This window comes from Pseudomonas sp. TE3644, assembly GCF_056278815.1.
Genome location: NZ_JBWBQF010000001.1, coordinates 1472441 through 1497996, shown reverse-complemented (window position 1 = coordinate 1497996; position 25556 = coordinate 1472441). Strand labels below are relative to the sequence as shown.

21 protein-coding genes are annotated in these 25556 nt (G+C 64.1%); 13 read left to right on the top strand and 8 right to left on the bottom strand.

Features of this window, described 5'->3' with window-relative positions:
• Positions 1–3 precede the first annotated feature (3 nt).
• The 9 genes from ACZ9GA_RS06820 to ACZ9GA_RS06780 all read left to right on the top strand — a co-directional run bounded on the left by ACZ9GA_RS06820 (position 4) and on the right by ACZ9GA_RS06780 (position 12605).
• A complete protein-coding gene (locus ACZ9GA_RS06820; protein WP_457363396.1) occupies positions 4–1338 on the top strand; it encodes a TldD/PmbA family protein in 1335 nt (444 codons plus the stop codon).
• Positions 1339–2045: 707 nt separating this feature from the next.
• On the top strand, positions 2046–2855 hold the full coding sequence (locus tag ACZ9GA_RS06815; protein WP_476226448.1) for an energy transducer TonB: 810 nt from the start codon (positions 2046–2048) through the stop codon (positions 2853–2855).
• Positions 2856–2912: 57 nt separating this feature from the next.
• Positions 2913–3599 carry a MotA/TolQ/ExbB proton channel family protein gene (locus tag ACZ9GA_RS06810; RefSeq protein WP_457363781.1) on the top strand — a complete coding sequence of 229 codons (687 nt, stop codon included), beginning with the start codon at positions 2913–2915 and terminating at the stop codon, positions 3597–3599.
• A complete protein-coding gene (locus tag ACZ9GA_RS06805; protein WP_027979446.1) occupies positions 3599–4000 on the top strand; it encodes an ExbD/TolR family protein in 402 nt (133 codons plus the stop codon). Before ACZ9GA_RS06810 ends, ACZ9GA_RS06805 begins: the two co-directional genes overlap by 1 nt.
• Positions 4001–4204: 204 nt before the next feature.
• Positions 4205–6910 carry a TonB-dependent receptor gene (locus tag ACZ9GA_RS06800; RefSeq protein ID WP_457363397.1) on the top strand — a complete coding sequence of 902 codons (2706 nt, stop codon included), beginning with the start codon at positions 4205–4207 and terminating at the stop codon, positions 6908–6910.
• Positions 6911–7035: 125 nt separating this feature from the next.
• Entirely contained in the window at positions 7036–8898 is a 1863-nt protein-coding gene (locus tag ACZ9GA_RS06795) for an extracellular solute-binding protein (RefSeq protein WP_457363398.1), read from the top strand.
• Position 8899: 1 nt separating this feature from the next.
• Positions 8900–9964: a microcin C ABC transporter permease YejB gene (locus ACZ9GA_RS06790; protein ID WP_457363399.1), complete on the top strand. Its 1065-nt coding sequence runs from the start codon at positions 8900–8902 to the stop codon at positions 9962–9964.
• Positions 9964–10986, top strand: a complete 1023-nt coding sequence (locus ACZ9GA_RS06785; protein WP_457363400.1) for an ABC transporter permease — start codon at positions 9964–9966, stop codon at positions 10984–10986. The genes ACZ9GA_RS06790 and ACZ9GA_RS06785 overlap by 1 nt, the downstream gene beginning before the upstream one ends.
• 2 nt (positions 10987–10988) lie before the next feature.
• Entirely contained in the window at positions 10989–12605 is a 1617-nt protein-coding gene (locus tag ACZ9GA_RS06780) for an ABC transporter ATP-binding protein (protein WP_457363401.1), read from the top strand.
• Positions 12606–12688: 83 nt separating this feature from the next.
• Here ACZ9GA_RS06780 and ACZ9GA_RS06775 read toward each other — a convergent pair whose 3' ends face one another.
• Positions 12689–13123 carry a PACE efflux transporter gene (locus ACZ9GA_RS06775; RefSeq protein WP_457363402.1) on the bottom strand — a complete coding sequence of 145 codons (435 nt, stop codon included), beginning with the start codon at positions 13121–13123 and terminating at the stop codon, positions 12689–12691.
• Between the two features lie 277 nt (positions 13124–13400).
• On the opposite strand from ACZ9GA_RS06775, the gene ACZ9GA_RS06770 reads away from it, so the two are divergent.
• Together ACZ9GA_RS06770 and ACZ9GA_RS06765 are read left to right on the top strand one after the other, a co-directional pair.
• Complete coding sequence (locus ACZ9GA_RS06770) at positions 13401–13565, top strand: hypothetical protein (RefSeq protein WP_457363403.1); 165 nt, start codon at positions 13401–13403, stop codon at positions 13563–13565.
• 74 nt (positions 13566–13639) lie between these two features.
• Positions 13640–14542, top strand: a complete 903-nt coding sequence (locus tag ACZ9GA_RS06765) for a LysR substrate-binding domain-containing protein (RefSeq protein WP_457363404.1) — start codon at positions 13640–13642, stop codon at positions 14540–14542.
• Positions 14543–15254: 712 nt separating this feature from the next.
• Here the strand turns inward: ACZ9GA_RS06765 and ACZ9GA_RS06760 are convergent.
• Genes ACZ9GA_RS06760 through ACZ9GA_RS06750 form a run of 3 tightly spaced genes read right to left on the bottom strand, consistent with a single transcriptional unit; the run spans position 15255 to position 18164 of the window.
• Positions 15255–16085 carry an amidohydrolase family protein gene (locus tag ACZ9GA_RS06760; RefSeq protein WP_457363405.1) on the bottom strand — a complete coding sequence of 277 codons (831 nt, stop codon included), beginning with the start codon at positions 16083–16085 and terminating at the stop codon, positions 15255–15257.
• Positions 16086–16114: 29 nt separating this feature from the next.
• The gene (locus tag ACZ9GA_RS06755) at positions 16115–17404 is read right to left on the bottom strand and encodes an MFS transporter (protein ID WP_457363406.1); all 1290 of its coding nucleotides are present in this window, start codon (positions 17402–17404) and stop codon (positions 16115–16117) included.
• Positions 17405–17432: 28 nt separating this feature from the next.
• Positions 17433–18164, bottom strand: a complete 732-nt coding sequence (locus tag ACZ9GA_RS06750; protein ID WP_457363407.1) for a GntR family transcriptional regulator — start codon at positions 18162–18164, stop codon at positions 17433–17435.
• A gap of 297 nt (positions 18165–18461) precedes the next feature.
• On the opposite strand from ACZ9GA_RS06750, the gene ACZ9GA_RS06745 reads away from it, so the two are divergent.
• Positions 18462–18923: a MarR family winged helix-turn-helix transcriptional regulator gene (locus ACZ9GA_RS06745; protein ID WP_457363408.1), complete on the top strand. Its 462-nt coding sequence runs from the start codon at positions 18462–18464 to the stop codon at positions 18921–18923.
• 92 nt (positions 18924–19015) lie between these two features.
• Here the strand turns inward: ACZ9GA_RS06745 and ACZ9GA_RS06740 are convergent, their stop codons facing one another.
• The 4 genes from ACZ9GA_RS06740 to mhpT form a co-directional block, all read right to left on the bottom strand.
• Positions 19016–20848: a feruloyl-CoA synthase gene (locus ACZ9GA_RS06740; protein WP_457363409.1), complete on the bottom strand. Its 1833-nt coding sequence runs from the start codon at positions 20846–20848 to the stop codon at positions 19016–19018.
• A gap of 66 nt (positions 20849–20914) precedes the next feature.
• Positions 20915–22363, bottom strand: a complete 1449-nt coding sequence (locus ACZ9GA_RS06735) for an aldehyde dehydrogenase (protein WP_457363410.1) — start codon at positions 22361–22363, stop codon at positions 20915–20917.
• Between the two features lie 147 nt (positions 22364–22510).
• Complete coding sequence (locus tag ACZ9GA_RS06730; protein WP_455923210.1) at positions 22511–23341, bottom strand: p-hydroxycinnamoyl CoA hydratase/lyase; 831 nt, start codon at positions 23339–23341, stop codon at positions 22511–22513.
• Between the two features lie 87 nt (positions 23342–23428).
• Complete coding sequence (gene mhpT / locus ACZ9GA_RS06725) at positions 23429–24637, bottom strand: 3-(3-hydroxy-phenyl)propionate transporter MhpT (protein WP_457363411.1); 1209 nt, start codon at positions 24635–24637, stop codon at positions 23429–23431.
• A gap of 644 nt (positions 24638–25281) precedes the next feature.
• Here mhpT and ACZ9GA_RS06720 point away from each other — a divergent pair.
• A complete protein-coding gene (locus ACZ9GA_RS06720; protein WP_457363412.1) occupies positions 25282–25551 on the top strand; it encodes a hypothetical protein in 270 nt (89 codons plus the stop codon).
• The last annotated feature ends 5 nt before the right edge of the window (positions 25552–25556 follow it).

The window sequence follows — 25556 nt, the reverse complement described above, 5'->3', positions numbered from 1 at the left end:
GTCATGAACCACGCCCTGTACCGCCGCAGCTTCGACACCCTGGAGCAATGGCTGCACACCCAACTGGCCGCCGGCGAGCACTTCTCGCTGTGGTACAGCGCCGAAGACTCGCAGTTCATCCGCTTCAACCACGGCCAGGTGCGCCAGGCCAGCCAGGTCAAGCAGATCGACGCCACCCTGCGCCTGATCCACGATGAACGCCACGCCAGCCACACCCTGAACCTGACCGGCGACGTCGATACCGACCGCCAGCGCCTTGCCGAGGCCCTGGCGCAACTGCGCGAACTGCTCAAGGTGCTGCCTGCCGACCCGTACCTGCAACTGGACAACCAGATGTTCGCCAGCGACCGCCTGCCCGATGGCAGCCTGCCGGCCGCTGACGAGCTGATCGAACAGGTAGGCGTCCTCAGCGCCGGGCTGGACATGGTCGGCATCTACGCCGGCGGCCCCATGTACCGGGGCTTCGCCAGCTCGTGGGGCGGCCGCGGCTGGCACGTGGCGATCAGCGCCAGCCTGGACTTCAGCCTGTTCCACGCCAACGGCGAAGCGGTGAAAATCACCTACGCCGCCAGCGAATGGGACGCTGACGCCCTGGCCGCGCAGTTTGCCCAAGGGCGCGAGCAACTGGCGCACCTGGGCAAGCCGCGCAAAACCCTGGCGCCCGGCCAATACCGCGCCTACCTGGCGCCGGCCGCCGTCGAGGAAATCATCAGCATGCTGCAATGGGGCGGCTTTTCGGCCAGCGCCCTGGCCACCCGCCATAGCCCGTTGCAAGCGTTGCAGCTGAAGACCGCCAGCCTGTCGCCGCAGATCAGCATGAGCGAAATGGCCTCCACGGGCCTGGAGCCGCTGTTCAACAGCGAAGGCAGCCTGCGCCAGGACCAGGTGTTGATCGAACAGGGCCAACTGGTCGGGCAGATGGTCAGCTCACGCTCGGCCCAGGAATACGGCCTGGCGGCCAACGGCGCCGATCAGCAGGAGATGCCCGCCTCGCTGGTCATGGCCGGGGGCGAGCTGCCCAGCGCCGAGGTACTCAAGGCACTGGGCACCGGCCTGTACATCGGCAACCTGTGGTACCTCAACTACTCGGACGTGGGCCTCGCGCGCATGACCGGCATGACCCGCTTCGCCAGCTTCTGGGTGGAAGACGGGCAGATCGTGGCGCCGATCGACACCATGCGTTTCGATGACAGCCTGTATGCCATGTTCGGCGACAACCTGCTGGGGCTGACGCGTGAGCAGAGCCTGCGGATCAGCACCAGCACCTACTCGCAGCGCGGGGCGCAGACCTTGCTGTTGCCAGGCGTATTGATCGACCGCTTCACCCTCACACTGTAAACAGTGCGGTATCCCCCGGGGCCCTATAGGGCCCTTGGGGTTTTTATTACTGTTATTTGCCCGCCGCCCTCCACGGGCAAACGGCGGGCTTTATATTCAAACACTGTAGCCGCTGCCACCAGGCTGCGCTGGCCCGCACATGCACCCCAACTTACGAGGTGCATGAACGGCCCCGTGACGCCTATTGCAATGGCAGCAAAGGAAGTTAAATGGATAAATAAAAAAACAACAACGCACCAAATAAATTCGGTCTTCCCGGATTGGTGCACGCCCTGTCAGCACCCTGCACCGTGACGATTCGATGTTTAAACCACATCGCGATCGCGGCCCCGTGCAGCCCGAAACTTACCCCATGATGGCAATCGATTTGCCGGTCAGGCCCCCGCGTGCACACGGCCCACGGCAAAGTTACAGGAATGCGACATACCCTGTCCGATGTGGTCCGCAGGGCTCTATATCAGTCGTTCTGGCACAGCGGTTGCTCTGTATCTGGCAGCGGACAAACCCGTACATTTGAGTACATATGATAAAAAGGAAGGCGTCATGAAACCGTACATCAACACAAGCCCTTAACTTAATAGACTGAATTCTGACGCACGACAGCAGACTTCAGGACCTTTAACTTTATTGCACTTTTGAACAATCGAATATCGAACCGATATTTGAGCGAACCCTCTTTGCCTTTCTATTTGTTCGAGGGAGACTTGATGAATGATGCGGTAAAAAAGAAGCCACCCCAGGTGCCAACTTCCAGCGCGGTGGTAACAACGTGGCCCCGTATTCCGTTTCAACCGAATACGTCGACACCCAGCACATTAAAGAAACACCACGTGTTGTTATTGGTCGCTGTTTCCCTGGTATTGCATGGCAGCGCCTGGTGGTGGATGCAACAGGCCAAGCCCCCGTTGCCTGAAGTGGCCGCACAAGTGCCGGAGATGACCGTGGAGCTCACCAGCCCCACGCCGCCCGCGCCCCAGCCGCCGCCTGAACCGCCACCGCCGCCGCCTCCTCCACCGCCACCAGCGCCCGAGGAAGACCCGGACGCGGTCAAGCCGCCGCCCAAGCCGGTGGAGAAGAAAGTCGAGAAGCCCAAGCCGGTGCCCAAGCCGCAGCCGGTGAAAAAGCCCGCGCCACCGACACCGCCGCCGCCCGCCCCGGCGCCTGCGCAAAGCGCGCCGCCCAGCCCGGCGCCTGCCGCGCCGGCACCGGCTGCCGCGCCCGGCCCGGTGAAGGAGTCGGCCGCGGTGTCCGGGCTGGCGAGCCTGGGCAACCCTGCGCCGGAGTACCCATCGCTGGCCCTGCGCCGCAACTGGGAAGGCACGGTGGTGCTGCGCATCAAGGTGCTGCCCAACGGCCGTGCCGGCAGCGTCGAGGTGACCAAATCCAGCGGCAAGCCGCAGCTTGATGACGCGGCAGTGGAAGCGGTGCGCAATTGGAAGTTCATACCGGCCAAGCGCGGCGACACGCCCATAGAAGGCTTCGCCAGCCAGACCATCGACTTCAAGTTGCCGCAATAAACGAACTCAACCCTTTACGTAGTGCGAGGTGAAACCATGAACGCATCCTTTTCCGCAATGATTGTCCCCGGCGTACTCTGGGCCCTGGTGTTTTTTTCGGTGCTCAGTTGGGGCTTGCTGCTGATCAAATCGGCCCAGTACCTGCGCCTCAAGTCCCAGAACAAACAATTCACCCGGGCATTCTGGGCGGCCCCCGACCTGCTCACCGCTGCCGAGCATTCCACCCAGTATCCAGGCTCGCTGGCACGCATTGCCAACAGCGGCTTCGAGGCCATGGCCAGCGAAGAGAAACCGCGCACTGCCCAGCAACTGGCCCACACCATCAACCGCCAGGATCGCCTGGAGCGCAACCTGCGCCAACAGATCCAGAAAGAACGCCGCGCCCTGGAAGCTGGCCAAGCCATTTTGGCCAGTATCGGCAGCACCGCCCCCTTCATCGGCCTGTTCGGTACCGTGTGGGGCATCATGGAAGCGCTGCAAAGCATCGGCGCCAGCGGCTCGGCCAGCCTGGAAACCGTGGCCGGCCCCATCGGCCATGCCCTGATCGCCACCGGCGTGGGCATCGCCGTGGCCGTGCCTGCGGTGCTGATCTACAACTTCTTCCTGCGCCGACTGAAACTGGCCATGGCCGACATGGACGATTTTGCCCATGACTTCGACAGCCTGGCCCAGCGCAGCGCCTTCGCCGTCAGCCGCGAACCCATCGCCCACAAGCATGCCACCGGCGTGCGGGAGGCAAGCTGATGGCTTTCTCCACACAAGACAGCGATGAAGTGCTCAGCGAAATGAACGTCACGCCCCTGGTGGACGTGATGCTGGTGCTACTGGTGGTGTTCATCGTCACCGCACCGCTGATGACCAACGCCATCAAGGTCAATTTGCCCAAGACCGACGCCGTGGCCCCCGCCGACAAGAAAGACCCGGTGGTGGTGAGCGTCGACCAGGACGGCAAATTCTTCCTGGCCAAGAGCGAAATCGCCCCCGAGCTGCTGGAAAAAAGCCTCACGGACGTCAAGGCCAAGGACCCGGAGGTGCGCGTCCAGTTGCAGGCCGACACCAGCGTCAATTACGGGCAAGTGGCCAAGGCCATGGCCTCCATCGAACGCTCGGGCATTACCAAAATCTCGGTGATGACCTCGCGTTGACGCGCGGGCCGGGCGGGGGATGAGACAGCCCGGCCCCGCGTAGCAGCACCTGCCGTTGCACACCTGTGCGGTGCCCCTTTGGGCGCTGCAGGGGGGCGGCTTGTTCGTAGCAAAGGAGTTTTGTCCGGGGCCGGCATAACCCATCCGGAAAAAGAGGGCTCACAAGGCCATTTCACAAACGTCTGAAAAAAGTCGGAAATTACCATGCTGATGAGTTTTCCACGTTTCACCCTCAAACCACTGGCAGCCACCTTGCAACGGCATCGGCTGGTGCCGCTGTATGTGATGGCCATGGGGATGGGCGCCGTGCAGGCAGCCGAAAGCACCGATGACAGCGGCACCGCCGCCGCTGCCGTGGTGGCGCCCGCCACTACCCAGTTGCAGAAAGTCGAAGTGACCGGCTCGGCCATCCGCCGCGTCGATGCCGAGACCGCCGTGCCGGTGACCATCCTGCGCACCGCGGACCTGGAGAAGCAGGGGGTGACCACCACCGCTGAACTGATGCAGCGCGTGACCGGCAACAACTCGATCGACAACGCCTCAGGTTCCGTGGGCGCAGCTACCGGCGGCGCAAGCTTTGCCGACATGCGCGGCATCGGCGCCAACAAGACCCTGGTACTGCTCAACGGCCGCCGCCTGGCCAACAACGCCATGTCCGGCACCAACAGCCAGGGCGGCGCCGTGGACCTGAACATGATCCCCTTCGCCGCCATCGACCGCGTGGAGGTGCTGCGCGACGGCGCCTCGGCCCTGTACGGCACCGACGCGATTGGCGGGGTGATCAACTTCATCACCAAAAAATCCCTCACCGACGGCACCCTCACCCTGGGCGGCAGCGACCCCACCAACAGCGGTGGCGGCGGCAGCAAAGACATGAGCGGCAGTTGGGGCTTTGGCGACCTGGACAAAGACCGCTTCAACGTGATGGGCGTGTTCAATTACCGCACCTCGCAAAACCTGGACGCCAACGACCGCAGCTTCGACCAGGACTATGTGCCCGGCCGCGGCCTGGACAACACCTCGGGCACCGCCTTCCCGGCCAACTACAGCCAGAACGGCAACGCCGCCAACCCCCTGGGCACCGCGTGCAGCGGCGCCAACCTGATCGCCAGCAACGGCGTGTGTCGCTACAGCACGCGCAACGCCATCGACATCCTGCCGCAGACCGAATCCACCTCGTTCTTCGGCAAGGCCACCGGCAAGCTGGCCGATGACCACAACGTCAACCTGGAATACTTCTGGAGCCGCAACAACAACAGCACCACTGTTGCCCCGGCGCCGTTGACCGGCCTGAGCCTGTCACCCTCCTCACCTTACTACCCTGGCAACGGCATCACCCCGCTGCCCACCAGCTTCACCCTCGACCCTACCCAGCCTGTGGGCGTGAACTGGCGCGAAACCGCTGCCGGCGACCGCGAATCCAAGGACCAGAACACCAGCCAGCGCCTGTTGCTGAGCTTCGATGGCACCGTGGGCGGCTGGGACTACAACGTGGGCGCCGGCTACAACCAGAACCAGGTACGCAACAGCGTCACCGGCGGCTACGTCAGCGATTCAGCCCTGATCTCGGGCCTGGACAGCGGCCTGATCAACCCATTCGGTGCCCAAAGCGATGCTGGCCAGGCCTTCATCGACGCCAACACCTACCATGGCGCCTACGCCGTCTCCACCGGCCGCGTGGCCTCACTGGACGGCAAGGTCACCCGTGAAATCGGCGACTGGTTCGGTGCCGGCCCCGTGGGCCTGGCGCTGGGCGGAGAGTATCGCAAGGAGAAGTACCACGAGTCGGTGGCCGACTGGGCGGGCGACTTGTCGAGCCTGGGCGTGGACCCCAACAGCTCGGTGTCGGGTGAGCGCAGCATCAGCGCCGAATACGCCGAAATCAACGTGCCGGTACTCGACAGCCTGGAACTGGGCGCTGCGGTACGCCACGACAAATACAGCGACTTCGGCAGCACCACCAACCCCAAATACACCTTCCGCTTCCAGCCGTTCAAGGAACTGGTGATGCGCGGTGCGTACAGTGAAGGCTTCCGTGCCCCGTCCCTGTATGAACTGAACAACCCGACCTACACCACGTTCACCCAGGGCAACTACAACGACCCCACCCTGTGCGCCGGCGGCGTGGTACGCCCGGGCGGCAACGGCGGGCGCGACTGCAACCAGCAATTTCTGAACAGCACCGGCGGCAACCAGGACCTCAAGCCCGAGACTGCTCGCAACGTGACCCTGGGCTTCGTCTACCAACCGGTGCGCAACCTGTCCATGGGACTGGACTTCTGGTGGATCAAAATCGCCGGGCAAATCGAGGAGTTTCCCGAGTCCGAAGTGTTTGCCCACCCCGACGAGTACGCCGACCGCATCGTGCGCGCCGCCGACGGTTCCATCGACCACATCATCACCGGCCTGGCCAACCTGGGTAACGTGAAAACCAGCGGTATCGACGTCAACCTCAACTACCGCTTCCCGCAGACCTCCATCGGCCAGTTTGGCCTGGACCTGACGGGTACGTACGTGACCCGCTACGACTACCAGCAAACCATCGGCGGTGCCTACACCGACCGCGTCGGCGACTTCCAGGGCGACAGCGTGGCCCAGCGCTGGAAGCACAACATCACCGGCAGCTGGAACTTCGGCGCCTACCGCGCCTCGGTCACCAACCGCTTCACCACCGGCTACAACGACTACGACCCCGACACCCACCAACGTGTCAGCGCCTACTCGCTGTGGGACCTGGCGGCCGGCTACACCTTCGACAAGGTGCTGGACCTGGACGTGGGCGTGAAGAACGTCTTCGATCGCGACCCACCCTTCTCCAACCAGGCCTACACCTTCCAGAGCGGCTATGACCCGCGCTACACCGACCCGCTGGGCCGCACGCTGTTCGCGCGCATGACTTACCACTTCTGACCTGGACCGACGGGCTGCGCTCCGGCCCCAATCGATCCGCCTGCGATATCGCACCCCCGGTGGTCCTCCACCCCGGGGGCTTTTTCCAGGCCTTGAGTGTTTTTGCGGTTCGAGGAATTCCAACCATGTCACAGCCCCTCACCTTTTTACTGGCCGGCCTGTTGTGCCTGGCCTGCCTGCCGGTTAGCGCCGAGCCCGTCACGGCCATGACCGTCTACGGCGACGCGCCCAAATACCCGGCCAGCTTCCAGCACTTCGACTACGTCAACCCCAACGCCCCCAAGGGCGGTTCACTGAGCCGTTCGTCCATGGAAATCGGCCAGTTCAACTACATCCTGCCGTATGTGGACCAGGGGACCGGTGTGGTACAGGCCGACACTTGGCTGTACTCGCCGCTGGCCTACCGCTCACTGGACGAGCCGTACACCGTCTACGGCCTGGTGGCCGAGAAAATGGAGCATGACCCCCAGGGTATGTGGATGCGTTTTTACCTCAACCCCAAGGCGCGTTTTGCCGACGGCGCGCCCATCACGGCCAGGGATGTGGTGTTCACCTACAACCTGCTGATGACCAAAGCCAGCCTGGGCTTCCGACTGCTGTACGACGATGTGCAGGACGTTGTGGTGGAAGGTCCGCTGCAGGTGCGCTTCAATTTCAAGAATAACCTCAACCGCACCCTGCCCCTCGACCTGGCCTCCATGCGCGTGCTGCCGGAGCACTACTGGAAGGACCACGATTTCAGCAACGGTGGCGGCTTTGAAGCGCCCCTGGGCAGCGGCCCCTACCGGGTGACCAAGGTCGACCCCGGCCGCAGCATCACCTTCGAGCGCAACCAGGACTGGTGGGCCCGCGACCTGCCCGTCAGCCGCGGCCTGTATAACTTCAATACCCTGACGGTGAACTTCTACGGCGATACCGAAATTGCCCGGCAACTGCTGCAGGCCCAGGCCTTCGATTACAACCGCGAGTTCTCGTCCAGCGGCTACGTAGTGGGCTACCAGAGCCCGGTATTGGCGGACGGCCGCCTGCAACGCAAGATCCTCGCCCCCGAGCAGCCCAAGGGCGCGCAAGGCTTTGTGTTCAACCTTGAACGGCCGCTGTTCAAGGATCGCCGCGTTCGCCAGGCGCTGACCCTGCTATGGGACTTCGATTGGGCCAATCGGCAAATCATGCGCAGCTTTTATACCCGCCAGGACAGCTACTTCCCCAAGAGCGACATGGCCGCCACCCAACTGCCTGACGCCCAGGAGCTGTCGATACTGGCGCCCCTGCGCGGCAAGATCCCCGACGAGGTGTTCACCCAGGTCTACCACTCCCCCGTCACCGACGGCAGCGGCAACATCCGGCCGCAGCAGATGGCGGCGCTCAAGCTGCTGGCCGAGGCCGGCTGGCACCCCGAGCACAATCGCCTGGTCAACGCCCAGGGCGAGCAGATGAAGTTCACCTTCCTGGATGGACAGGGGGGCTTCGACCGCCTGCTGCTGCCCATGAAACGCAGCCTGGCGCAGATCGGCATCGACCTGGAACTGCGGCGCATCGACGCCGGCCAGTACAACAACCTGATGAATGCCCGCGACTACGACTTCATCGTGGTGCAGTTCCCCCGCAGTGGCGACCCTATCGTTTCCCCCGGGCGCGAACTGTACAACCTGTACGGCAGCGCCAGCGCCACGGCGCCCGGCAGTTCCAACTTCATGGTACTGCGCGACCCGGCCGTGGATAGCCTGATCGACGGCCTGGTCAAGGCCACCACGCGCAACGACATGGTGCACTACGCCCGCGCCCTGGATCGCGTGCTGCAGTGGGGCTACTACTCGATCCAGAACTACTACAGCGAAGGCACGCCCACCGTGTACCTCAACCGCTTCGGCATGCCCAAGGTGTCGCCTGTGTATGACGTGGGCCTGGACACCTGGTGGCAGATCAGTCCACGGCCGCTGACCGACCTGCAAATGAGCGCCCTGGCGCACGCCCCCGAGGAGCACTGACATGCTGCGCTATATCTGTCGGCGGTTACTGCTGATCATTCCCACCCTGTTGTGCATCCTGGTGGTCAACTTCGTCATCGTCCAGGCCGCACCCGGCGGCCCGGTGGAACAGGCCATCGCCCGTCTGCAGGGCGCCGGTGGCCACGGGATCGGCGGCGGTGGCGGGGAAAGCGCAGGCGGCAGCGGCAGCCGCTCCAGCCGTGGCCTGGACCCGGCGCTGATCGAGGAAATCAAGCACCACTACGGGTTCGACAAGCCCACGCACGAACGCCTGTGGCTGATGCTCAAGCACTACGCCCAACTGGACTTCGGCACTAGCTTTTTCCGCGGCGCGCCGGTGACTGAACTGATCGCCCAGAAGATGCCGACCACCCTGTCCCTGGGCCTGTGGGCCACCCTGATCACCTACCTGATCTCCATCCCCCTGGGCATCCGCAAGGCAGTGCACCATGGCAGCCGCTTCGACGTGTGGAGCAGCACGGCGATTATCATCGGTTACGCCATGCCGGCGTTTCTGTTCGCCATTTTGCTGATCGTGGTGTTTGCCGGCGGCAGCTACGTCGACTGGTTCCCGGTGCAGGGCCTGGTCTCGTCTAACTTCGATCAGCTGTCGACGCTGGGCAAAATCGGCGATTACCTGTGGCACCTGGTGTTGCCGGTCAGTGCGCTGGTGATTGGCGGGTTCGCCACCCTCACCATCCTGACCAAGAACAGCTTTCTCAACGAGATCAGCCGCCAGTACGTCACCACCGCCAAGGCCAAGGGCCTCACCGAGCACCGCGTGCTCTACGGCCATGTGCTGCGCAACGCCCTGCTGCTGGTGCTGGCCGGTATACCCCAGGCGCTGATCGATGTGTTCTTTGCAGGCTCCCTGCTGATCGAGACCATTTTCAACCTCGACGGCATTGGCCGCATGAGCTACGACGCCGCCGTGTCGCGGGACTACCCGGTGGTGTTCGGCACGTTGTTCCTGTTCACCCTGTTCGGCCTGTTGATCAAGCTGGTGGGCGACCTGTGCTACACGCTGGTCGACCCGCGCATCGACTTTTCCGCGAGGACCGCCTGATGTTTCGCCTCTCCCCCCTGGGCCAGCGCCGTCTGGCCGCGTTCAAGGCCAACCGCCGTGGCTGGTGGTCGCTGTGGCTATTCATCGCGCTGCTGCTGGTGTGCCTGTGCAGCGAGCTGTTGGCCAACGACAAGCCGCTGGTGATCCAGTTCGAAGGTCGGTTGTACTACCCCATCCTGCATGAGTATCAGGAAACCGACTTCGGCGGCCAATTGCCCTTCGAGCCGGACTACAGCAGCCAGTACGTGCGCGAGCTGATCAGCGCAAAGGGCGGCTGGATGCTGTTCCCGCCTATCCCCTTCAGCGACCAGTCGGTGAACTACGACCTGACTCAGCCCTCCCCCAGCCCCCCCACCCGGCAAAACTGGCTGGGCACCGACCAACAGGCACGGGACGTGCTGGCGCGGGCCTTGTATGGCGCGCGGGTGTCGATTCTGTTTGCGTTGACGCTGACCGTGATCAGCGCCGTGATCGGTGTATTCGCAGGCGCGGTGCAAGGCTTTTATGGCGGCTGGATCGACCTGCTTGGCCAGCGCCTGCAAGAGATCTGGTCGGGATTGCCGGTGCTGTACCTGCTGATCATCCTGTCGGGGTTCGTGGCCCCCAGCTTCTGGTGGTTGCTGGGCATCATGGCGCTGTTTTCCTGGCTGGCGCTGGTGGACGTGGTGCGGGCCGAGTTCCTGCGCGGTCGCAGTCTGGAGTACGTCAAGGCAGCGCGCGCCCTGGGCGTTACCGATGGGGTACTGATGCGCCGGCACATCCTGCCCAACGCCATGACCAGCACCCTCACCTTCCTGCCCTTTATCGTGACCGGCGCCATCTCCACCCTCACCGCCCTGGATTTCCTCGGCTTCGGCATGCCAGCAGGCAGCGCCTCGCTGGGCGAGCTGGTGGGCGAAGCGAAACAGAACCTGGAAGCCCCCTGGCTGGGCCTGACGGCCTTCTTTGCACTGGCGCTGATCCTCTCGCTGCTGGTGTTTATCGGCGAGGCCTGCCGTGACGCGTTCGACCCAAGGACTTGAACATGACTGCCAACCTGATTGAAATCCGCAACCTCACTGTGGCCTTCGGCGACCGCGAAGTGGTGCACGGTATCGACCTGGACATACGCCGTGGCGAGTGCCTGGCGCTGGTCGGCGAGTCCGGCTCGGGCAAGTCGGTCACGGCCCATTCCATCCTCAACCTGCTACCGCGCAACAAGACAACCACGGCGGGCAGCATCCGCTTCAACGGCCAAGAGCTGGTGCACAGCACCGAGAAGCAACTGCGGACCCTGCGCGGCAACCGCATTGCCATGATTTTCCAGGAACCCATGACCTCGCTGAACCCGCTGCACACGGTGGAAAAACAGATCAGTGAGGTGCTGGTCGTGCACAAGGGCCTGGGCGGCCGGGCGGCGCGGGCACGGGTGCTGGAGCTGCTGGAGTTGGTGGGCATCAGCGAGCCCGGCAAACGCCTCAAGGCCTACCCGCACCAACTGTCGGGCGGGCAGCGGCAACGCGTGATGATCGCCATGGCCCTGGCCAACGAGCCGGACCTGCTGATTGCCGACGAACCCACCACGGCACTGGACGTGACCGTGCAACAGAAGATCCTCGAACTGCTGCGCTCGTTGCAGGCGCGGCTGGGCATGTCGTTGCTGCTGATCAGCCACGACCTGAACCTGGTGCGCCAGATCGCCCAGCGCGTGTGCGTGATGCGCGATGGCGAAATCGTCGAACAGGCCGACTGCGAGACGCTGTTCCAGCAGCCGAACCATTCCTACAGCAAAGTGTTGATCGAGGCCGAACCCGATGGCCGGCCGGTGCCGGTGATGTTCGACCAGTTCCTGCTGACGGTGGACGATGTGCGGGTATGGTTCCCCCTGCCTCGGCGCCTGTTTGGCCAGGAGCGCGAATACATCAAGGCAGTGGATGGCGTGAGTTTCAACCTGCTCAAGGGCAAAACGCTGGGCATCGTCGGCGAATCAGGCTCGGGGAAGTCCACCTTGGGTCAGGCTATTCTGCGCCTGGTGGACTGCCAGGGCAGCATCCGTTTGGGCAACAAGGAACTGACCCTGCACAGCCAACGGCTGATGCGACCGCTGCGCCGGCATATGCAAATTGTCTTTCAGGACCCGTTTGCGGCCCTTAGCCCGCGCCTGTCCGTACAGCAGATTATCGCCGAGGGCCTTGAAACCCATTGCATCGGCACGGCCGCGGAACAGGAAGCGGCGGTGATCCGCGTGCTTACCGAGGTGGGACTGGACCCCGACACCCGCCACCGCTACCCCCATGAATTCTCCGGCGGGCAACGCCAGCGCATCGCCATCGCCCGCGCCCTGGTGCTGGAGCCGGAGTTGATCCTGCTGGACGAGCCCACCTCGGCGCTGGACCGCACGGTGCAGAAACAGATCATCGAACTGCTGCGCAGCCTGCAACTGCGCCATGGGCTGACGTATCTTTTCATCAGCCACGACCTGGCGGTAGTGCAGGCGCTGGCCCACGACTTGATGGTGATCAAGCACGGCCGCGTGGTGGAGCAAGGTCCGGCGCGGCGGGTGTTTGCCGACCCGCAGCATGCCTATACCCGCGAGTTGATCAAGGCCTCGGGGCTGAAGCAGACAGCCCGGCGCACCCCGGCGGCAGTCAATAACCCGTAGCCGCTGCCGAAGGCTGCGCTGGCCCCCAGCCCCGCTGGAGATCTTCCGGGTTCATGCCGGCCAGCGCAGCCTCGCGGCAGCGGCTACACGGCCGAAGGCTTGGGGTGGGCAGTCGGCACCCCAAACACCCGGTCGAACCCCCACTGGAACACCAGCGCGTAGAAGAAGAAAAACGCAAACAGTCCCACATCCGTCACCAGCGCCTCCCACAGCCCGATGCCCAGCCATACCGCCACCAACGGCGTGAGCATCAGCGTCAGTCCGCCCTCGAACCCCAAGGCATGCAACAGGCGACGGCGGCCGGTACGGGTGGGATCCGGCTGGCGCCGCTCCCAGCGTTCGAACCCCAGGTTGAACACCAGGTTCCAGGCCAGCGCGACCAAACTGATCACTACCGCCAGCGCCGTGGAGTAGCCCAGCCCCTGTTCGAACAGCCCGTTGAGCAGCGGGCCGACGCACAGCACGGCGATGCCTTCGTAGAGAAGTGCCTGGGTGATTCTGCGGGATATGCCTTGCATGACCGGTCTCGTCTGTCGGTGTCGAGGGGTCAGGCTAAGGCCCCGCTTGCGCTGGCTCAAACCAGTCCTGTTGAGCCTGGCTTAGCTGATTTCACCCGAGATACAGATGACCTTGTCTGTTTTTATTGAACACCCATCCAATGCTAGCAACATCTCGATTTTTCCTAGCATAAATCAAGAGCCGCTGAAAACCGCATTCTAGACAGGTTAAGATACATTTGACCCTACGAAGAATTTCGCTAATATCGCCGCACAATTATTCAAGATGGCTTTACGGATGAACATCAAGATCGAAAAAAACAACAACGATTCCACCTGCCTGGTGTGGCTGAACGACGATCCCGTGACCTTCCGCAACGAGGAAGAAGCGCAGGCCTACGTCGATCAGTTGAAGGCCCGCCTGGAGGCGGCCCGCGCGCCGGTACCTGAACTTCAAGATTGAACCTGCCCTTCCCTTGACGAACACGCTCGGCTTGCGCTTCATAGGCTACTGCCTGCCCCTGATCGAGAGCCGACGTGTTTGCCCGACTGCCCCTGACTGCCCTGCGCACCTTCGAAGCCGCTGCCCGCCTGGGGAGTTTCAAGACTGCGGCCGATGAATTGTCGGTGACCCCTGCGGCGGTGTCGCACCAAGTCAAAACCCTTGAGCAAACCTATGGCGTGCTGCTGTTCGAGCGCACCGGCCAGGGCGTGCGCCTGACCGAAGCGGGCGAGCAATTGCAACGGCAGGTGCACGGCGCCCTGCGCGAACTGCTGGCCAGCGTGCAAGCCCTTGCCCCTGCGCCGGACGCCCAGGCCTTGACCCTGACCACCACTGCCGCCTTTGCCAGCCTGTGGCTGATCCCGCGGCTGGGGGATTTCCATCGCCGCTACCCGGATGTGCATGTGCGGGTGGAGACTGCCAATCAGGTGGTGGACCTGCAACGCGAGGGCGCCATCGACCTGGCGCTGCGCGCGGTGATCGAGCCGGACGCGGCGTTGTTTCAGTTGCCGTTGATGGAGGAGTTCATGGGGGTGTACGCGCAGCCCGGCGCGCAGATTGCCGATCATGGGCCGCTGGAGTTGATCAGTGTGCCTTGGCAGTCGCAGTTACCGCTGGTGGTGGACTGGGCGACCTGGTGCGCCCGCGCCGGCCATCAGGATTGGCCGGCGCGGGCGCGGGTGCGGCAGTATGATGATGAGCATTATGCGTTGCAGGCGGCGATTGCGGGGCATGGGTTGGTGTTGGCCAGTACGGTGTTGGTGGGTGACAGTGTGGCGCGGGGGTTGTTGAAGGCCTATCGGCCGGAGGTACGCTTGCCGGCGGCGATGTACTGCGCAGTGTGCGTGCCCGGGCATGAGCGGCGCACGCCGGTGAGGCAGTTCATTGCGTGGTTGCAGGAGCAGGTGAACAAGCAGAGCGATAGCGACCGCGTTTAACCTGCTGCTTTGGCTTTTGATCTTGATCTTGATCTTGCTTTTGATCTTGCTTTTGATCTTGCTTTTGATCTTGATCTTGATCTTAGGCCCCGTTAGAGCCAAGGGCCGACCGAAGGCGTCGATCAAGCGGCCTTCAGCGTAGCTGAAGGAGACGGAACCGGAGGCGCTTCTATTCCGGGCCGTCGTCCGCTTGATCGACGCCGTAGGGAGGGGACCCGGAGCGCAGCGCAGGGCCCAGGCTCGGGGCGAGCCCTTTTTGGTTACTTTTTGGGGCGACTGCCAAAAAGTGACTCGCCGTAAGGGCGAAACCGTCGGTGGTCGCACCCTCGATAATGGATATGCTCACAGTCCTCAAAAGCGGGATCCGCCCACCGTGAGCATATCCATTAAAGAGGGTGATGCGCAGTCACCTTTCCGCCCTTACGGCGGGTCACTTTTTGACAAACGCCTCAAAAAGTAACCAAAAAAGGCTTGCCCCCGAGCCCGGTCCCTACGCTTCGCTCCGGGTCCCCTCCCTCCGACGTCGATCAAGCGGACGACGGCCCGGAATAGAAGCGCCTCCGGTTCCGTCTCCTTCAGCTACGCTGAAGGCCGCTTGATCGACGTCTCCGGTCGGCCCTGGGCTCTAACGGGGGCACACAATCAAGATCAAAGGCCTCACGGAAGCAAAAGCAAAAGCAGTCCGTGGTGTATTCACGCTAGCGCTGACTGCTCAAAATCCAAACAACTTCCCAGGCCCATCACACAATATCGCCCTTCGCTGCGCGTCCCACGGCACCAAACTCTGAAACACCGCAAACTCCCCCGCGTAACTCACCCTATCCTCATGCTGCGTATGCGGCCAATCACTCCCCCACATCAACCGATCAGCCCCAAAATGCTCAATCAACAAAGGCACCGCATCATGGGCAAACGCCAAATTCTCGACCCGCGTGCCGCCCAACCGGTAAACACCCGACACCTTGACCCAGGTCCGCCCGTTGTCACCCAGCTCCAGCAACCGCTGAAAGGTCGCATGCTGGGTACCAAACGCCGCATGGGGCCGGCCAAAATGATCAATGGCCACCTTGCAACCATACCGTTGCAGCGCCGCGCACAAGGTGGGAATGTCCTCGATCTGCCGATGCAACTCCACATGCCAGCCCAACTCCGCCACCGCCTCCAGCAACGGCGCCCAGGTGCTCGAAGCCAGATCAGGCAACGCCTGCCCCATCAGGTTCAAGCGGATGCCACACACCCCCAGCCGCGCCATGCGCTTGAGCTGCGAGTGGCTGATGTCCGGGGCCACCACCGCCACGCCGCGCAACTGCTCGGGCGCCGCCGCCAATGCCTGGAGCATATGGCTGTTGTCAGTACCCAGGAAGCTGGGCTGCACCAGCACGCCATGGCTCAGGCCCTGGCTGCGCAAGTGCGCCAACCAGTCGGCCAGCGTGGCGTCGTAGTCCGGGGTGTATCGCCGGCCCTCGACCAGGTCCAGCTGGCGGCTGAACACGTGGGCGTGGGCGTCGATGCCGAGGATGGGCATGGGGGCGGTCATGGGCATGATGGTTGTCTGTGTAGAAGGTAAAAGGGTCAGGCCCGGGTCGGGTTGGCGCCCGGCACGCAAGGCGCAGTCGCGGGTTCGTCGGCCACCAGGTGGCGGCCGCGGGTTTCAGGCAGTGCCAGGGCGGCGATCACCGCAACGCCATAGGCGATGCCGGCGTCGATGCCGATGGCCGAGCCCAGCGACATGCTTTCACTCATGTGGCCCACCATGAACGGGAACACCGCCGACAGCACGCGGCCGAAGTTGTAGCAAAAGCCCACCCCGGCGCCGCGCACGTCGGCCGGGTACAGTTCGTTGAACAGCGAGCCCAGGCTGGCCGGGATGCCGGCGGCGAAGAAGCCCAGCGGGAAGCCCAGGAACAGCATCTGCTGGTTGGTGAGCGGCAGGAACAGGTAGGCCTGCACGGTCAGCACGCAGCACAGGGCGAAGAGGATGATGTTTTTGCGGCGGCCGATACGGTCGACCATGAAACCGCTGGCCACGCAGCCACAGAAAAACGCCACGATGATCACCGCCAGGTACCCGCCCGAGCCCAGCACCGAGAGGTTGCGCTCGGTCTTGAGGAAGGTCGGCAGCCAGGTCATCACCGCGTGATAACCGCCGTGGGCGCCCAGGCCCAGCAGGCCGCCCAGCAGGGTCACGCGCAGCAGTTGCGGGCGGAAGATGCCCGCCATGGCGGTGAACAGGCTTTGGGGTTTGGTGTTGTGTTTTTGCTCGCGCAGAAAGCTGTCGGGCTCTTGCACGCTGCGACGCACATAGATGATCAACAGCGCCGGCAGCAGGCCGACCAGGAACATCACCCGCCAGGCGTAGTCCGCCGGGACAAAGGAATAGATCAGCGTGAACACCCCCACCGCCGCACCCCAGCCCACCGCCCAGGCGCTCTGCACGGTGCCCATGACCTTGCCGCGATAGCGGGCCTGGATGGTCTCGGCCATCAGCACCGCGCCAGCCGCCCACTCACCGCCGATGCCAAAGCCTTGCAAGGCCTTGACCACCAGCAACTGGCTGTAATCGGTGACGAAGGCCGACGCGAAGGTGAACAGCGAGAACCACACAATCATCCACTGCAACGTGCGCACGCGGCCGTAGCGGTCGGACAAGGTGCCGCCCAGCCAACCGCCCAGCGCCGAGGTGATCAGGGTGATGCTGCTGATCATCCCCGCCTCGCCCTTGCTCAGGGCAAAGGCGGCGATCAGCGCGGGGATGGCCAGGCCGAACATCTGCACTTCCAGGGCGTCCAGCGCCCAGCCGCCGAAGCAGGCCCAGAAGGTCTTGCGCTCGCGCGCAGTCACGTCTCGATACCAGGTGAACATGTTTTTCTTATCCTTATCGGTCAACGGATCAGCGAATTTCGACGCTGTAGCGGAAGTGCCGGGCGTGGCCCCACGAGCGCCGCCACTCCAGCGGGTGGCCGGCGTAGTTGCGCGCCAGGCGCTCGATCACCACCACCGGGCTGCCCGCGTCGACGCGCAGCAGGCGGGCATGCACTTCGCTGACGGCTTCGGCGGTGAGGGTTTCGTCGGCAGCGGCGATCACCTGCCCGCACAGGCTTTCGTAGATGGGGTACAGCAGCGGGCCCTGGGCATTGAGGTCGTGGTCCAGGATGGCGGCGAAGGGTTCCAGCGGCAGCCAGATTTCTTCCACCAGCAGTGGCTGGCCGCTCAACAGCCGCAGGCGCAGCAGGCGGATCACCTGGGCGTCGGGCTCAAGGGCCAGCGCCTGGCTGACCTCGCCGGGCGCGGTCAGCGCTTCGTTGGAAAGAATGCGACTTTCCGGCACTTGGCGTACGCCATCGGCGTCCTGGAAGCGGAAAAAGCGGAACAGCGAAGACAGGAACTGCGGGCGCCGCACGAAGGTGCCACGGCCCTGTTGGCGCTCCAGCAAGGACTCGCTGACCAGTTGGTCGATGGCCTTGCGCACGGTGCCAACGGACAGGCCGTAGTCGGCAGCCAGCGCCGCTTCGGTGGGGATGGCTGTGCCGGCGGGCCAACGGTTGTTGGCGATCTGTTCGGCAAGCTGGTCGCGCAGGCGCTGATACAGCGGCAAGCGCTCGTCACTGGAAAGACTGTTCATGGAGGACTCGCTCTTTATAGTTATGTAGTCATCTATATGAATTTGAGCCCAGTATCATCTGCCCTTCCTCCCGCCGTCAACGTGTCCCCGACGGATCACCGCAACCTGGTAGGAGCGGGCCGTGCCCGCGAAGCAGCCGCCGCAGTATTTCAGGGCGCACGCGGTGTAGCCTTCGCGGACACGGTCCGCTCCTACAGGACAACCATGTGGACATCCACAAGCGCGGTTGTGAAAGGTGCCCCACAGCACTGGAACCGTTATACTGCTTAACGATTCCAACAATGAAAGCCGGACGCCATGGCCACACCCAGCACGCCGCACCCCTCCCCCGACACGCTGGAAACCGGCGTGCTCGACGACCTGATCGGTTATGCCCTGCGCCGCGCGCAGATTCAGGTGTTCCAGCACCTGGTGGAAAAGCTCAATGCCTATGACCTGAGGCCTGCGCAGTTTTCCGCGCTGGCGATCATCGCCCGCAACCCCGGCCCCACCCAGGCAGAACTGGCCAAGGCGCTGGCCATCGAGCCGCCGCAGGTAGTGCCAATGGTGAACAAGCTGGAAGAACGTGGGTTGGCGTTGCGGGTGCGCTGCAAGCCGGACAAGCGATCGTATGGGCTGTTCTTGAGCAAGGCCGGGGAAGCGTTGCTCAAGGAGCTGCAGGACGTGGCGGCCAGCAGTGACCAGGAGGCCACCGCGAACCTGAGTGGAGAAGAACGCGGGCAACTCTTGGGGTTGTTGCGCAAGGTGTATCAGGGCTGACGCTGTAGCCGCTGCCGCCAGGCTGCGCTGGCCAGCGTGAACCCTGAAGATTTTCAGCGAGGCACAGGGCCAGCGCAGCCTGGCGGCAGCGGCTACAGGGCCAGCACGCGTTCCTCCTCTCCCTGATACAACCCATCAATCAACGAAGCCCGGCACTGCAACACCTGCCGCTGGTTGATCGACCCCTTGTCGGTGATTTCGCCACGGTCAATCGACGGCGGCTCATGCGCCAGGCTGGCCCATTCGACCCGGCTGGCACTGCCGGTGGCCTGCAGATTCAGTCGCCCCAACAGCTCGGCCAACCAGGCTTGCACAGGGCCAGCACTCAACACCTGCGCCACGCTGGCCTGCGCCCCCAGCCCGGCGAGCTGCCGGCACTCATCCAGCCGCGGAAAAATCAGCAACCCCAGGCGCTCGCGATCCGGCCCCAGCACCACCACGTCATGCACGTAGGGCGCGCCCTCCAGCACCACGCGCGTGCGCAACGGCCCGACGCTGACGAACACCCCTGACGACAGCTTGAAGTCCTCGGCGATACGCCCATCAAACATCAAGCCCAGTTGCGGATTGCCCGGGTCTGCCAGCCGCACCGCATCCCCCGAGCAGTAGAAGCCCTGCTCGTCAAAGGCTTCCCGGCTTTGCTGTGGCGAGCGCCAGTAGCCGGGCATTACATGCGGCCCGCGAAAGCGCACTTCCAGCTTGCCGTCGCACGGCACCAGCTTGACCTCGCAGCCTGGCGCGGGCAGGCCGACGTAGCCGGCCACCGACAACGGCCCGGTGGTGAAGGTGCACGACGGTGCGGTCTCGGTCATGCCCAGGCCCGCCATCATGCGGATACGCTCGCCGCAATGCTGCACGGCCACCCGCTCCAGGCGGTCCCATACCGATTGCGAGAGGCCGGCACCGGCGAAGAAAAACAGCTTCATGCGCGCAAAGAAGCGCTCGCGCAGATCGCCATCCTGCTCCAGTTGCGTGACCAGCTCTTCCCAGCCCTTGGGCACCGTGAGGTAGGCCGTGGGCGAGATCTCGCCGAGGTTGCGCAGGGTTTCACCGAACAGCTGCGGGGTTGGCTTGCCGTCGTCGATGTACAGGGTGCCGCCGTTGTACAAGACGATGCCCACGTTGTGGCTGCCGCCGAAGGTGTGGTTCCAGGGCAGCCAGTCCACCAGCACCGGCGGCTGGTCGGCGAACTCGGGGAAAGTCTGCAGCAGCATCTGCTGGTTGGCGCATAGCATGCGCTGGGTGGTGACCACGCCCTTGGGCATCTTGGTGGAGCCGGAGGTGAACAGGAATTTGGCGATGCAGTCAGCGGTCAGCCCCTCGAAGGCCAGGTCCGCCGGGGTTGTGTCGACCTCGGCCAGCAGATCGCTGAACGCCTGCCCCGCGTGCCCTTGGGTGAACACCAACGGCACCTCGGCCGGCACCACGGCAGCAATGGCGGCGGCAAAACTGTCATCGGCGGCGAACACCAGGCCGGGGGTGAGCGTGTCGATGATGTGCCGCAGCTTGCCGTAGTCCTTCGACACCAGCGAATACGCTGGCGACACCGGGCAGTAGGGAATGCCGGCGTACAGCGCGGCGCAGGTCAGTTGCAGGTGCTCCAGGTCATTGCCGGACAGGATCACCAGCGGCCGCTCGGCGCTGAGGTCGAAGCGCAGCAAATGCGCGGCGATGACGCGCGTGCGGGCCAGCATGTCGGAATAGCTGATGCGCTGCCACTGGCCATCGGCTGCGCGTCGGGCGGCGAAAGTCTGCTGCGGGCGCACATCGGCCCAGTGCAGCAAGCGCTCCATCAAACGCTGCGGGTGGGCCTGCAGCGGCTCCAGGGCGCGCATGTGCAGCACGCCCTGCACTTCATCGACCTGCACTTGCGGGTGGCCGATGTTCACGGCGCGCCACGGCGCCGTTTGCGTTGAACGATTCACGTGATATCCCTCTGCCGGGCTGTTGTTATTGGAAGCAGGTAGATCGGATGCAGGTGTTGCACGCAGTCAGATGGGGTAGTGGCGCGCTCCGTTCTGAATCGTGACCCAGCGCAGTTGGGTGAACTGCTCGATGGCGGCGGTCGCGCCGAAGCTGCCGTAGCCGCTGGCTTTCACGCCGCCGAAAGGCATGTGCGCCTCGTCGTGCACGGTGGGGCCGTTGATGTGGCAGATGCCCGATTCCAGGCGTTGGGCCAGGGCCAGTGCGCGCGAGGTGTCACGGCTGAAGATGGCCGCCGACAGGCCGAACGCCGAGTCGTTGGCCAGCGCCAGCAGGGCCTCGTCGCCGTCGGCGCGCAACACCACGGCCACCGGGCCGAAGGACTCTTCGTGGTACAGGCGCATGGCCGGTTGCACATGGTCCAGCAGCACCGGCTGCATCAGGCTGCCCTGGGCTTGGCCGCCACACACCAGGGTGGCGCCCTGGTTCACCGCGTCGTCCACCAGCGCCTGAATACGCGTGGTGGCCGAAGGATCGACCAGCGAGCCCAGCACCGAGCTGCTGTCGGCCGGATCACCGGCCTTGAGCCCCGCCACCTTGCGCGCCAGCTTGGCGACGAAGGTGTCGGCCACCGTGGCGTCGACGATCAGGCGCTCGGTGGACATGCAGATCTGGCCCTGATTGAAATAGGCACCGAAAGCGGCCGCCTCTACCGCGGCGTCCAGGTCAGCGTCGGCCAATACCAGGAACGGGGCTTTGCCGCCCAGTTCCAGCAAGGCGGGTTTCAAGTGCTTGGCCGCAACCTGGCCGATGATGCGACCCACATGGGTGGAACCGGTGAAGTTGACCCGGCGCACGGCCGGGTGGGCGATCAGCCGTTCGACGATGGCCGCGGCATCGGCCGGCGCATTGCTGATGATGTTGACCACGCCGGCGCCGATGCCGGCGTCTTCCAGCACCTGGCCAATCAGGCGATGCACGGCGGGGCTCAGTTCCGAGGACTTGAGCACCACGGTGTTGCCGCATGCCAGCGGCAACGCGATCGCGCGGGTGGCAAGAATCACCGGGGCATTCCACGGCGCAATGCTGAGGATGACCCCGCACGGTTGGCGCAGGGCCATGGCGAAGCTGCCGGGCACATCGGAGGGGATGACCTGGCCCTGAACCTGGGTGGTCAGGGAAGCGGCTTCGCGCAGGATATTGGCGGCCAGTTGCACGTTGAAGCCATACCAGTTGGCCATGGCCCCGGTTTCGGCGGCCATGGCCATGAATTCGCTGCTGCGCGCCAGCATCAGCTCGGCGGCGCGCAGCAGGCGGTTACGGCGCTCGCCGGGGCCCAGCGCGGCCCAGGCTGGGAAGGCTGCCTGGGCCGCAGTGACCGCGGCGTCGGCGTCTTCCAGGGTAGCGGCGGCAGCCACCGACACCACCTGCCCGGTCATCGGGCAGCGGCGCTCGAACGTACGACCATCGCGGGCGCCAACGGCACGGCCTGCGATCAGCAGAGGGACTTCGAACATGGTTGCTTTCCTCATGAATGGGGGATGCCCGTGACGCGGACCGTAGGAGCCGACCTTGGTCGCGATGAAGACGCTGCCGTGTGTCAGGCATGGCGCCATCGCGCGCAAGCGCGGCTCCTACAGGGCTGTGTCACGGGCGAGGTGCCTTCAGCGTTTGTAGGCTTGCAACCCAGGCTTGATGCTCTTGTCATCCAGGAACTGCTTCAAGCCCTGCTCGCGCCCATGCTCGGGGTCGCGCAGCTGCGCCTGGTCGAGTTTGGCGTACAGGTAATCCTCGCTCTGCTCCCAGGTCAACTCGCGGCAGCGCTTGAAGCCGTTCTTGGCCGCGCGCAGCACCACCGGGTTCTTGTCCAGCAGGTCACGGGCCAGCAGGATCACTTCTTCACGCAGTTGCGCCAGCGGCACGCTCTTGTTCACCAGGCCCATTTCGGCTGCCTTGGGGCCTTCGAAGGTTTTGCCGGTCATGATGTAGTACAGCGACTGGCGATGGCCCACGGTGTCGGCCATGGCCTTGCTGACCAGGTTGCCCGGCGGGATGCCCCAGTTGATTTCCGACAGGCCGAAGGTGGCCTCGTCGGCGCAGATGGCCAGGTCGCACGCCACCAGCGGGCTGAAGCCGCCGCCAAAGCACCAGCCGTTGACCATGGCGATGGTGGGCTTGCTGTACAGGCGCAGCAGTTTCCACTGCCACTCCGAGGCGTCGCGGCGGATGCGCTCTTGCAGAATTTCGGGGCCGGCGTCCACTTCGCGGAAGTATTCCTTGAGGTCCATGCCGGCGGTCCAGGCGCTGCCGGCACCGGTCAGCACCAGCACGCGGGCGTCGGCGTCCTGCTCGACGGTTTCCAGCACGTCGCGCATTTCCCGGTTGAGGGTGGGGCTCATGGCGTTGCGTTTTTCCGGGCGGTTGAGGGTTACCCAGGCGATACCGTCTTCGACGTCGACGGTCACGGTCTGCCAGCGGTTTTCGTAGCGGCTCATCTCACACCTCTTGTTCTGGGATTGTGTGTTGCGGATGACTAGACGTTAACCGGCAAAAACAGTTACGTCAATTAATGATTAATGTTGTTAACTATATTTTGCTTCCATCGCTTGCGCCCTGCCCTCGCCGAGTAGCGCCAATGCGGCAACCGCTGCCACCACCAGCCCGGGCGCAGCCGCCAGCAGTACCCCGCTGACACCTGCGCCCGCCGCCAGAATCTGCCCGGCCGCCAGCGGCCCGGCCATGGAGCCCAGGCGCCCCACGGCCACGCAGGCGCCCACGCCGGTGGCGCGGATGTCTGCCGGGTACACGCGCGGGGCCAAGGCATACAGCACCAACTGGCCACCGATGCAGCAATAGCCGGCCACCATCCCGGCCAGGGCCATGCCGGTGAACCCGGTGGCCAGGCCCAGCCCGGCCAGCGACAGCAGCATGCCCAGGTAGGCGATGGCCACGGCCAGCCCGGTACGGCCACGGTCCATCAGCCGTCCGGTCAGCAACGAGCCCGCTGCCCCGCCGATGTTGAACAGCACCTGCACCCACCCCGCCTGGCCACGGTCAAATCCCTTGGCCATCAACAGCGACGGCAACCAGTTGAGCAGCAGGTACAACACCGTGAGGGTAAAGAAGCAGGCCAGCCACAGCAGCAGCGTGCGCCGCGCTCGGCCTTGGGTGAACAGGCGCGCGGCAGGCGAGCCCTGGCGTTGATCGCCCACCACCGCCACGGCGGCGCCAGGCAGCCACAGCATCAGCGCGACCGCCACCAACAGCGGCGCCAGGCCACCCACGTAGAACACGTTGCGCCAGTCTTCGCCCACGCCGCTGAGGCTGATCAGCGAAGCCAGCGCACCGCCCAAGGGCACACCACAGTAGGTGAGGCTGACCGCAGTGTTGCGCAGCCGCGGCGAGGCCGCGTCACTGGCCACGGCAATGATGATCGGCAGCGCCGCCCCCAGCCCCAGGCCGGTCAACAGCCGGGCCAGCAACAGGCTGGGGTAGCTGCCGGCGTGGGCGGTGAATAGCGTAAACACGCCGAACAGCAGCACCGCACCCAGCAAGGTGCGCTTGCGCCCTGCCCGATCGGCCAGCCAGCCGCCCAGGAAGGCGCCCGGCAGCAGGCCCAGTAAACCTGCGCTGAATACCCAGCCCAGCTGGGCCGGGGTCAGGCCGAAGGCCTTGGCCAGAAACGGTGCGGTGATACCGGTGGATTGCAGATCGAAGCCTTCGAGCAAGGCCACGGCACAGCAAAGCGCGACGGTGAGGACCGGTCGCGATAACGCGCGGGAAGCAGGCATGGTGTGCATCTCTTGTTGTGATTGTCGGGCACATGGGTAAATCAGTTAATGATTATATACATTAACCAATTGTTTGCTGACAACCCAACAATCGTCAGCCAGGCATCCAAGGCGGACCAGGCAATGCCACAGGCATAACTGGCCCGAAACAAATGTAGGAGCCGGGCTGCGCGTGAGGCGGCGATGCGCCGCGCGGGCGGCGCGCGGTCTAATGAACACCACCAAAACACCGGCATGCACCTTTACGCCACACCGCGGTCCGTAGCCGCTGCCGCCAGGCTGCGCTGGCCGGTGTGAACCCTGGAGATTTTCAGTGAGGCTTGGGGCCAGCGCAGCCTGGCGGCAGCGGCTACGGATTGCGGTGGGGCGTAGAAGTGCATGCCTTTAGGGTTGCGGCGTTCTCGAGATCGCGCGCCGCCCGCGCGGCGCATCGCCGCCTGGCGGCAGCTCCTACATTTGTTTCGGGCCAGTTATGTCTGTGGGATTGCCTGGGCCGCCTTGGAGGTTTGGCTGGGGATTGGTGTCGGGGCTGCAGTTTCTCTGAACCAAGCCACCACAACATCTGTCGTACAAAATAAGCCATCTATACTGGCTGTGCTTGTCCCAAACGAGATGGTTCTACCCACTGATCGAGGACGTCATCCATGAAGCGAATGTTAGGCTGTGGGCTGTTACTGCTGGCAGGCGCGCTGAGTTTCCAGGCCAGCGCTGCCAGTGACACCGAAACCTGTGACGCCAATATCCAGCGCCTGCAGGACCGCATCAACAGCGCCGCCACCACCGACCCCAAGGTGCATGAGCTGGTGGGCAAGGACATCGATTCGGCCAGCGCCGCCCGCGACAAGGGCAACGTCAAGGACTGCATCGAGATCACCGACCGGGTTAAAAGCCGGCTGGACAAGTACAACAAGTAACGGCC

Excerpts from the sequence above, each read along its gene's own strand:
- ACZ9GA_RS06750 (WP_457363407.1), bottom strand. The coding sequence starts at position 18,164 with ATGAACAGTCTTTCCAGTGACGAGCGCTTGCCGCTGTATCAGCGCCTG.
- ACZ9GA_RS06815 (WP_476226448.1), top strand. The coding sequence starts at position 2,046 with ATGAATGATGCGGTAAAAAAGAAGCCACCCCAGGTGCCAACTTCCAGC.
- ACZ9GA_RS06780 (WP_457363401.1), top strand. The coding sequence starts at position 10,989 with ATGACTGCCAACCTGATTGAAATCCGCAACCTCACTGTGGCCTTCGGC.
- mhpT (WP_457363411.1), bottom strand. The coding sequence starts at position 24,637 with ATGCCTGCTTCCCGCGCGTTATCGCGACCGGTCCTCACCGTCGCGCTT.
- ACZ9GA_RS06810 (WP_457363781.1), top strand. The coding sequence starts at position 2,913 with ATGATTGTCCCCGGCGTACTCTGGGCCCTGGTGTTTTTTTCGGTGCTC.
- ACZ9GA_RS06800 (WP_457363397.1), top strand. The coding sequence starts at position 4,205 with ATGCTGATGAGTTTTCCACGTTTCACCCTCAAACCACTGGCAGCCACC.
- ACZ9GA_RS06735 (WP_457363410.1), bottom strand. The coding sequence starts at position 22,363 with ATGTTCGAAGTCCCTCTGCTGATCGCAGGCCGTGCCGTTGGCGCCCGC.
- ACZ9GA_RS06790 (WP_457363399.1), top strand. The coding sequence starts at position 8,900 with ATGCTGCGCTATATCTGTCGGCGGTTACTGCTGATCATTCCCACCCTG.
- ACZ9GA_RS06795 (WP_457363398.1), top strand. The coding sequence starts at position 7,036 with ATGTCACAGCCCCTCACCTTTTTACTGGCCGGCCTGTTGTGCCTGGCC.
- ACZ9GA_RS06760 (WP_457363405.1), bottom strand. The coding sequence starts at position 16,085 with ATGCCCATGACCGCCCCCATGCCCATCCTCGGCATCGACGCCCACGCC.
- ACZ9GA_RS06755 (WP_457363406.1), bottom strand. The coding sequence starts at position 17,404 with ATGTTCACCTGGTATCGAGACGTGACTGCGCGCGAGCGCAAGACCTTC.
- ACZ9GA_RS06770 (WP_457363403.1), top strand. The coding sequence starts at position 13,401 with ATGAACATCAAGATCGAAAAAAACAACAACGATTCCACCTGCCTGGTG.
- ACZ9GA_RS06820 (WP_457363396.1), top strand. The coding sequence starts at position 4 with ATGAACCACGCCCTGTACCGCCGCAGCTTCGACACCCTGGAGCAATGG.
- ACZ9GA_RS06775 (WP_457363402.1), bottom strand. The coding sequence starts at position 13,123 with ATGCAAGGCATATCCCGCAGAATCACCCAGGCACTTCTCTACGAAGGC.
- ACZ9GA_RS06720 (WP_457363412.1), top strand. The coding sequence starts at position 25,282 with ATGAAGCGAATGTTAGGCTGTGGGCTGTTACTGCTGGCAGGCGCGCTG.
- ACZ9GA_RS06785 (WP_457363400.1), top strand. The coding sequence starts at position 9,964 with ATGTTTCGCCTCTCCCCCCTGGGCCAGCGCCGTCTGGCCGCGTTCAAG.
- ACZ9GA_RS06730 (WP_455923210.1), bottom strand. The coding sequence starts at position 23,341 with ATGAGCCGCTACGAAAACCGCTGGCAGACCGTGACCGTCGACGTCGAA.
- ACZ9GA_RS06745 (WP_457363408.1), top strand. The coding sequence starts at position 18,462 with ATGGCCACACCCAGCACGCCGCACCCCTCCCCCGACACGCTGGAAACC.
- ACZ9GA_RS06805 (WP_027979446.1), top strand. The coding sequence starts at position 3,599 with ATGGCTTTCTCCACACAAGACAGCGATGAAGTGCTCAGCGAAATGAAC.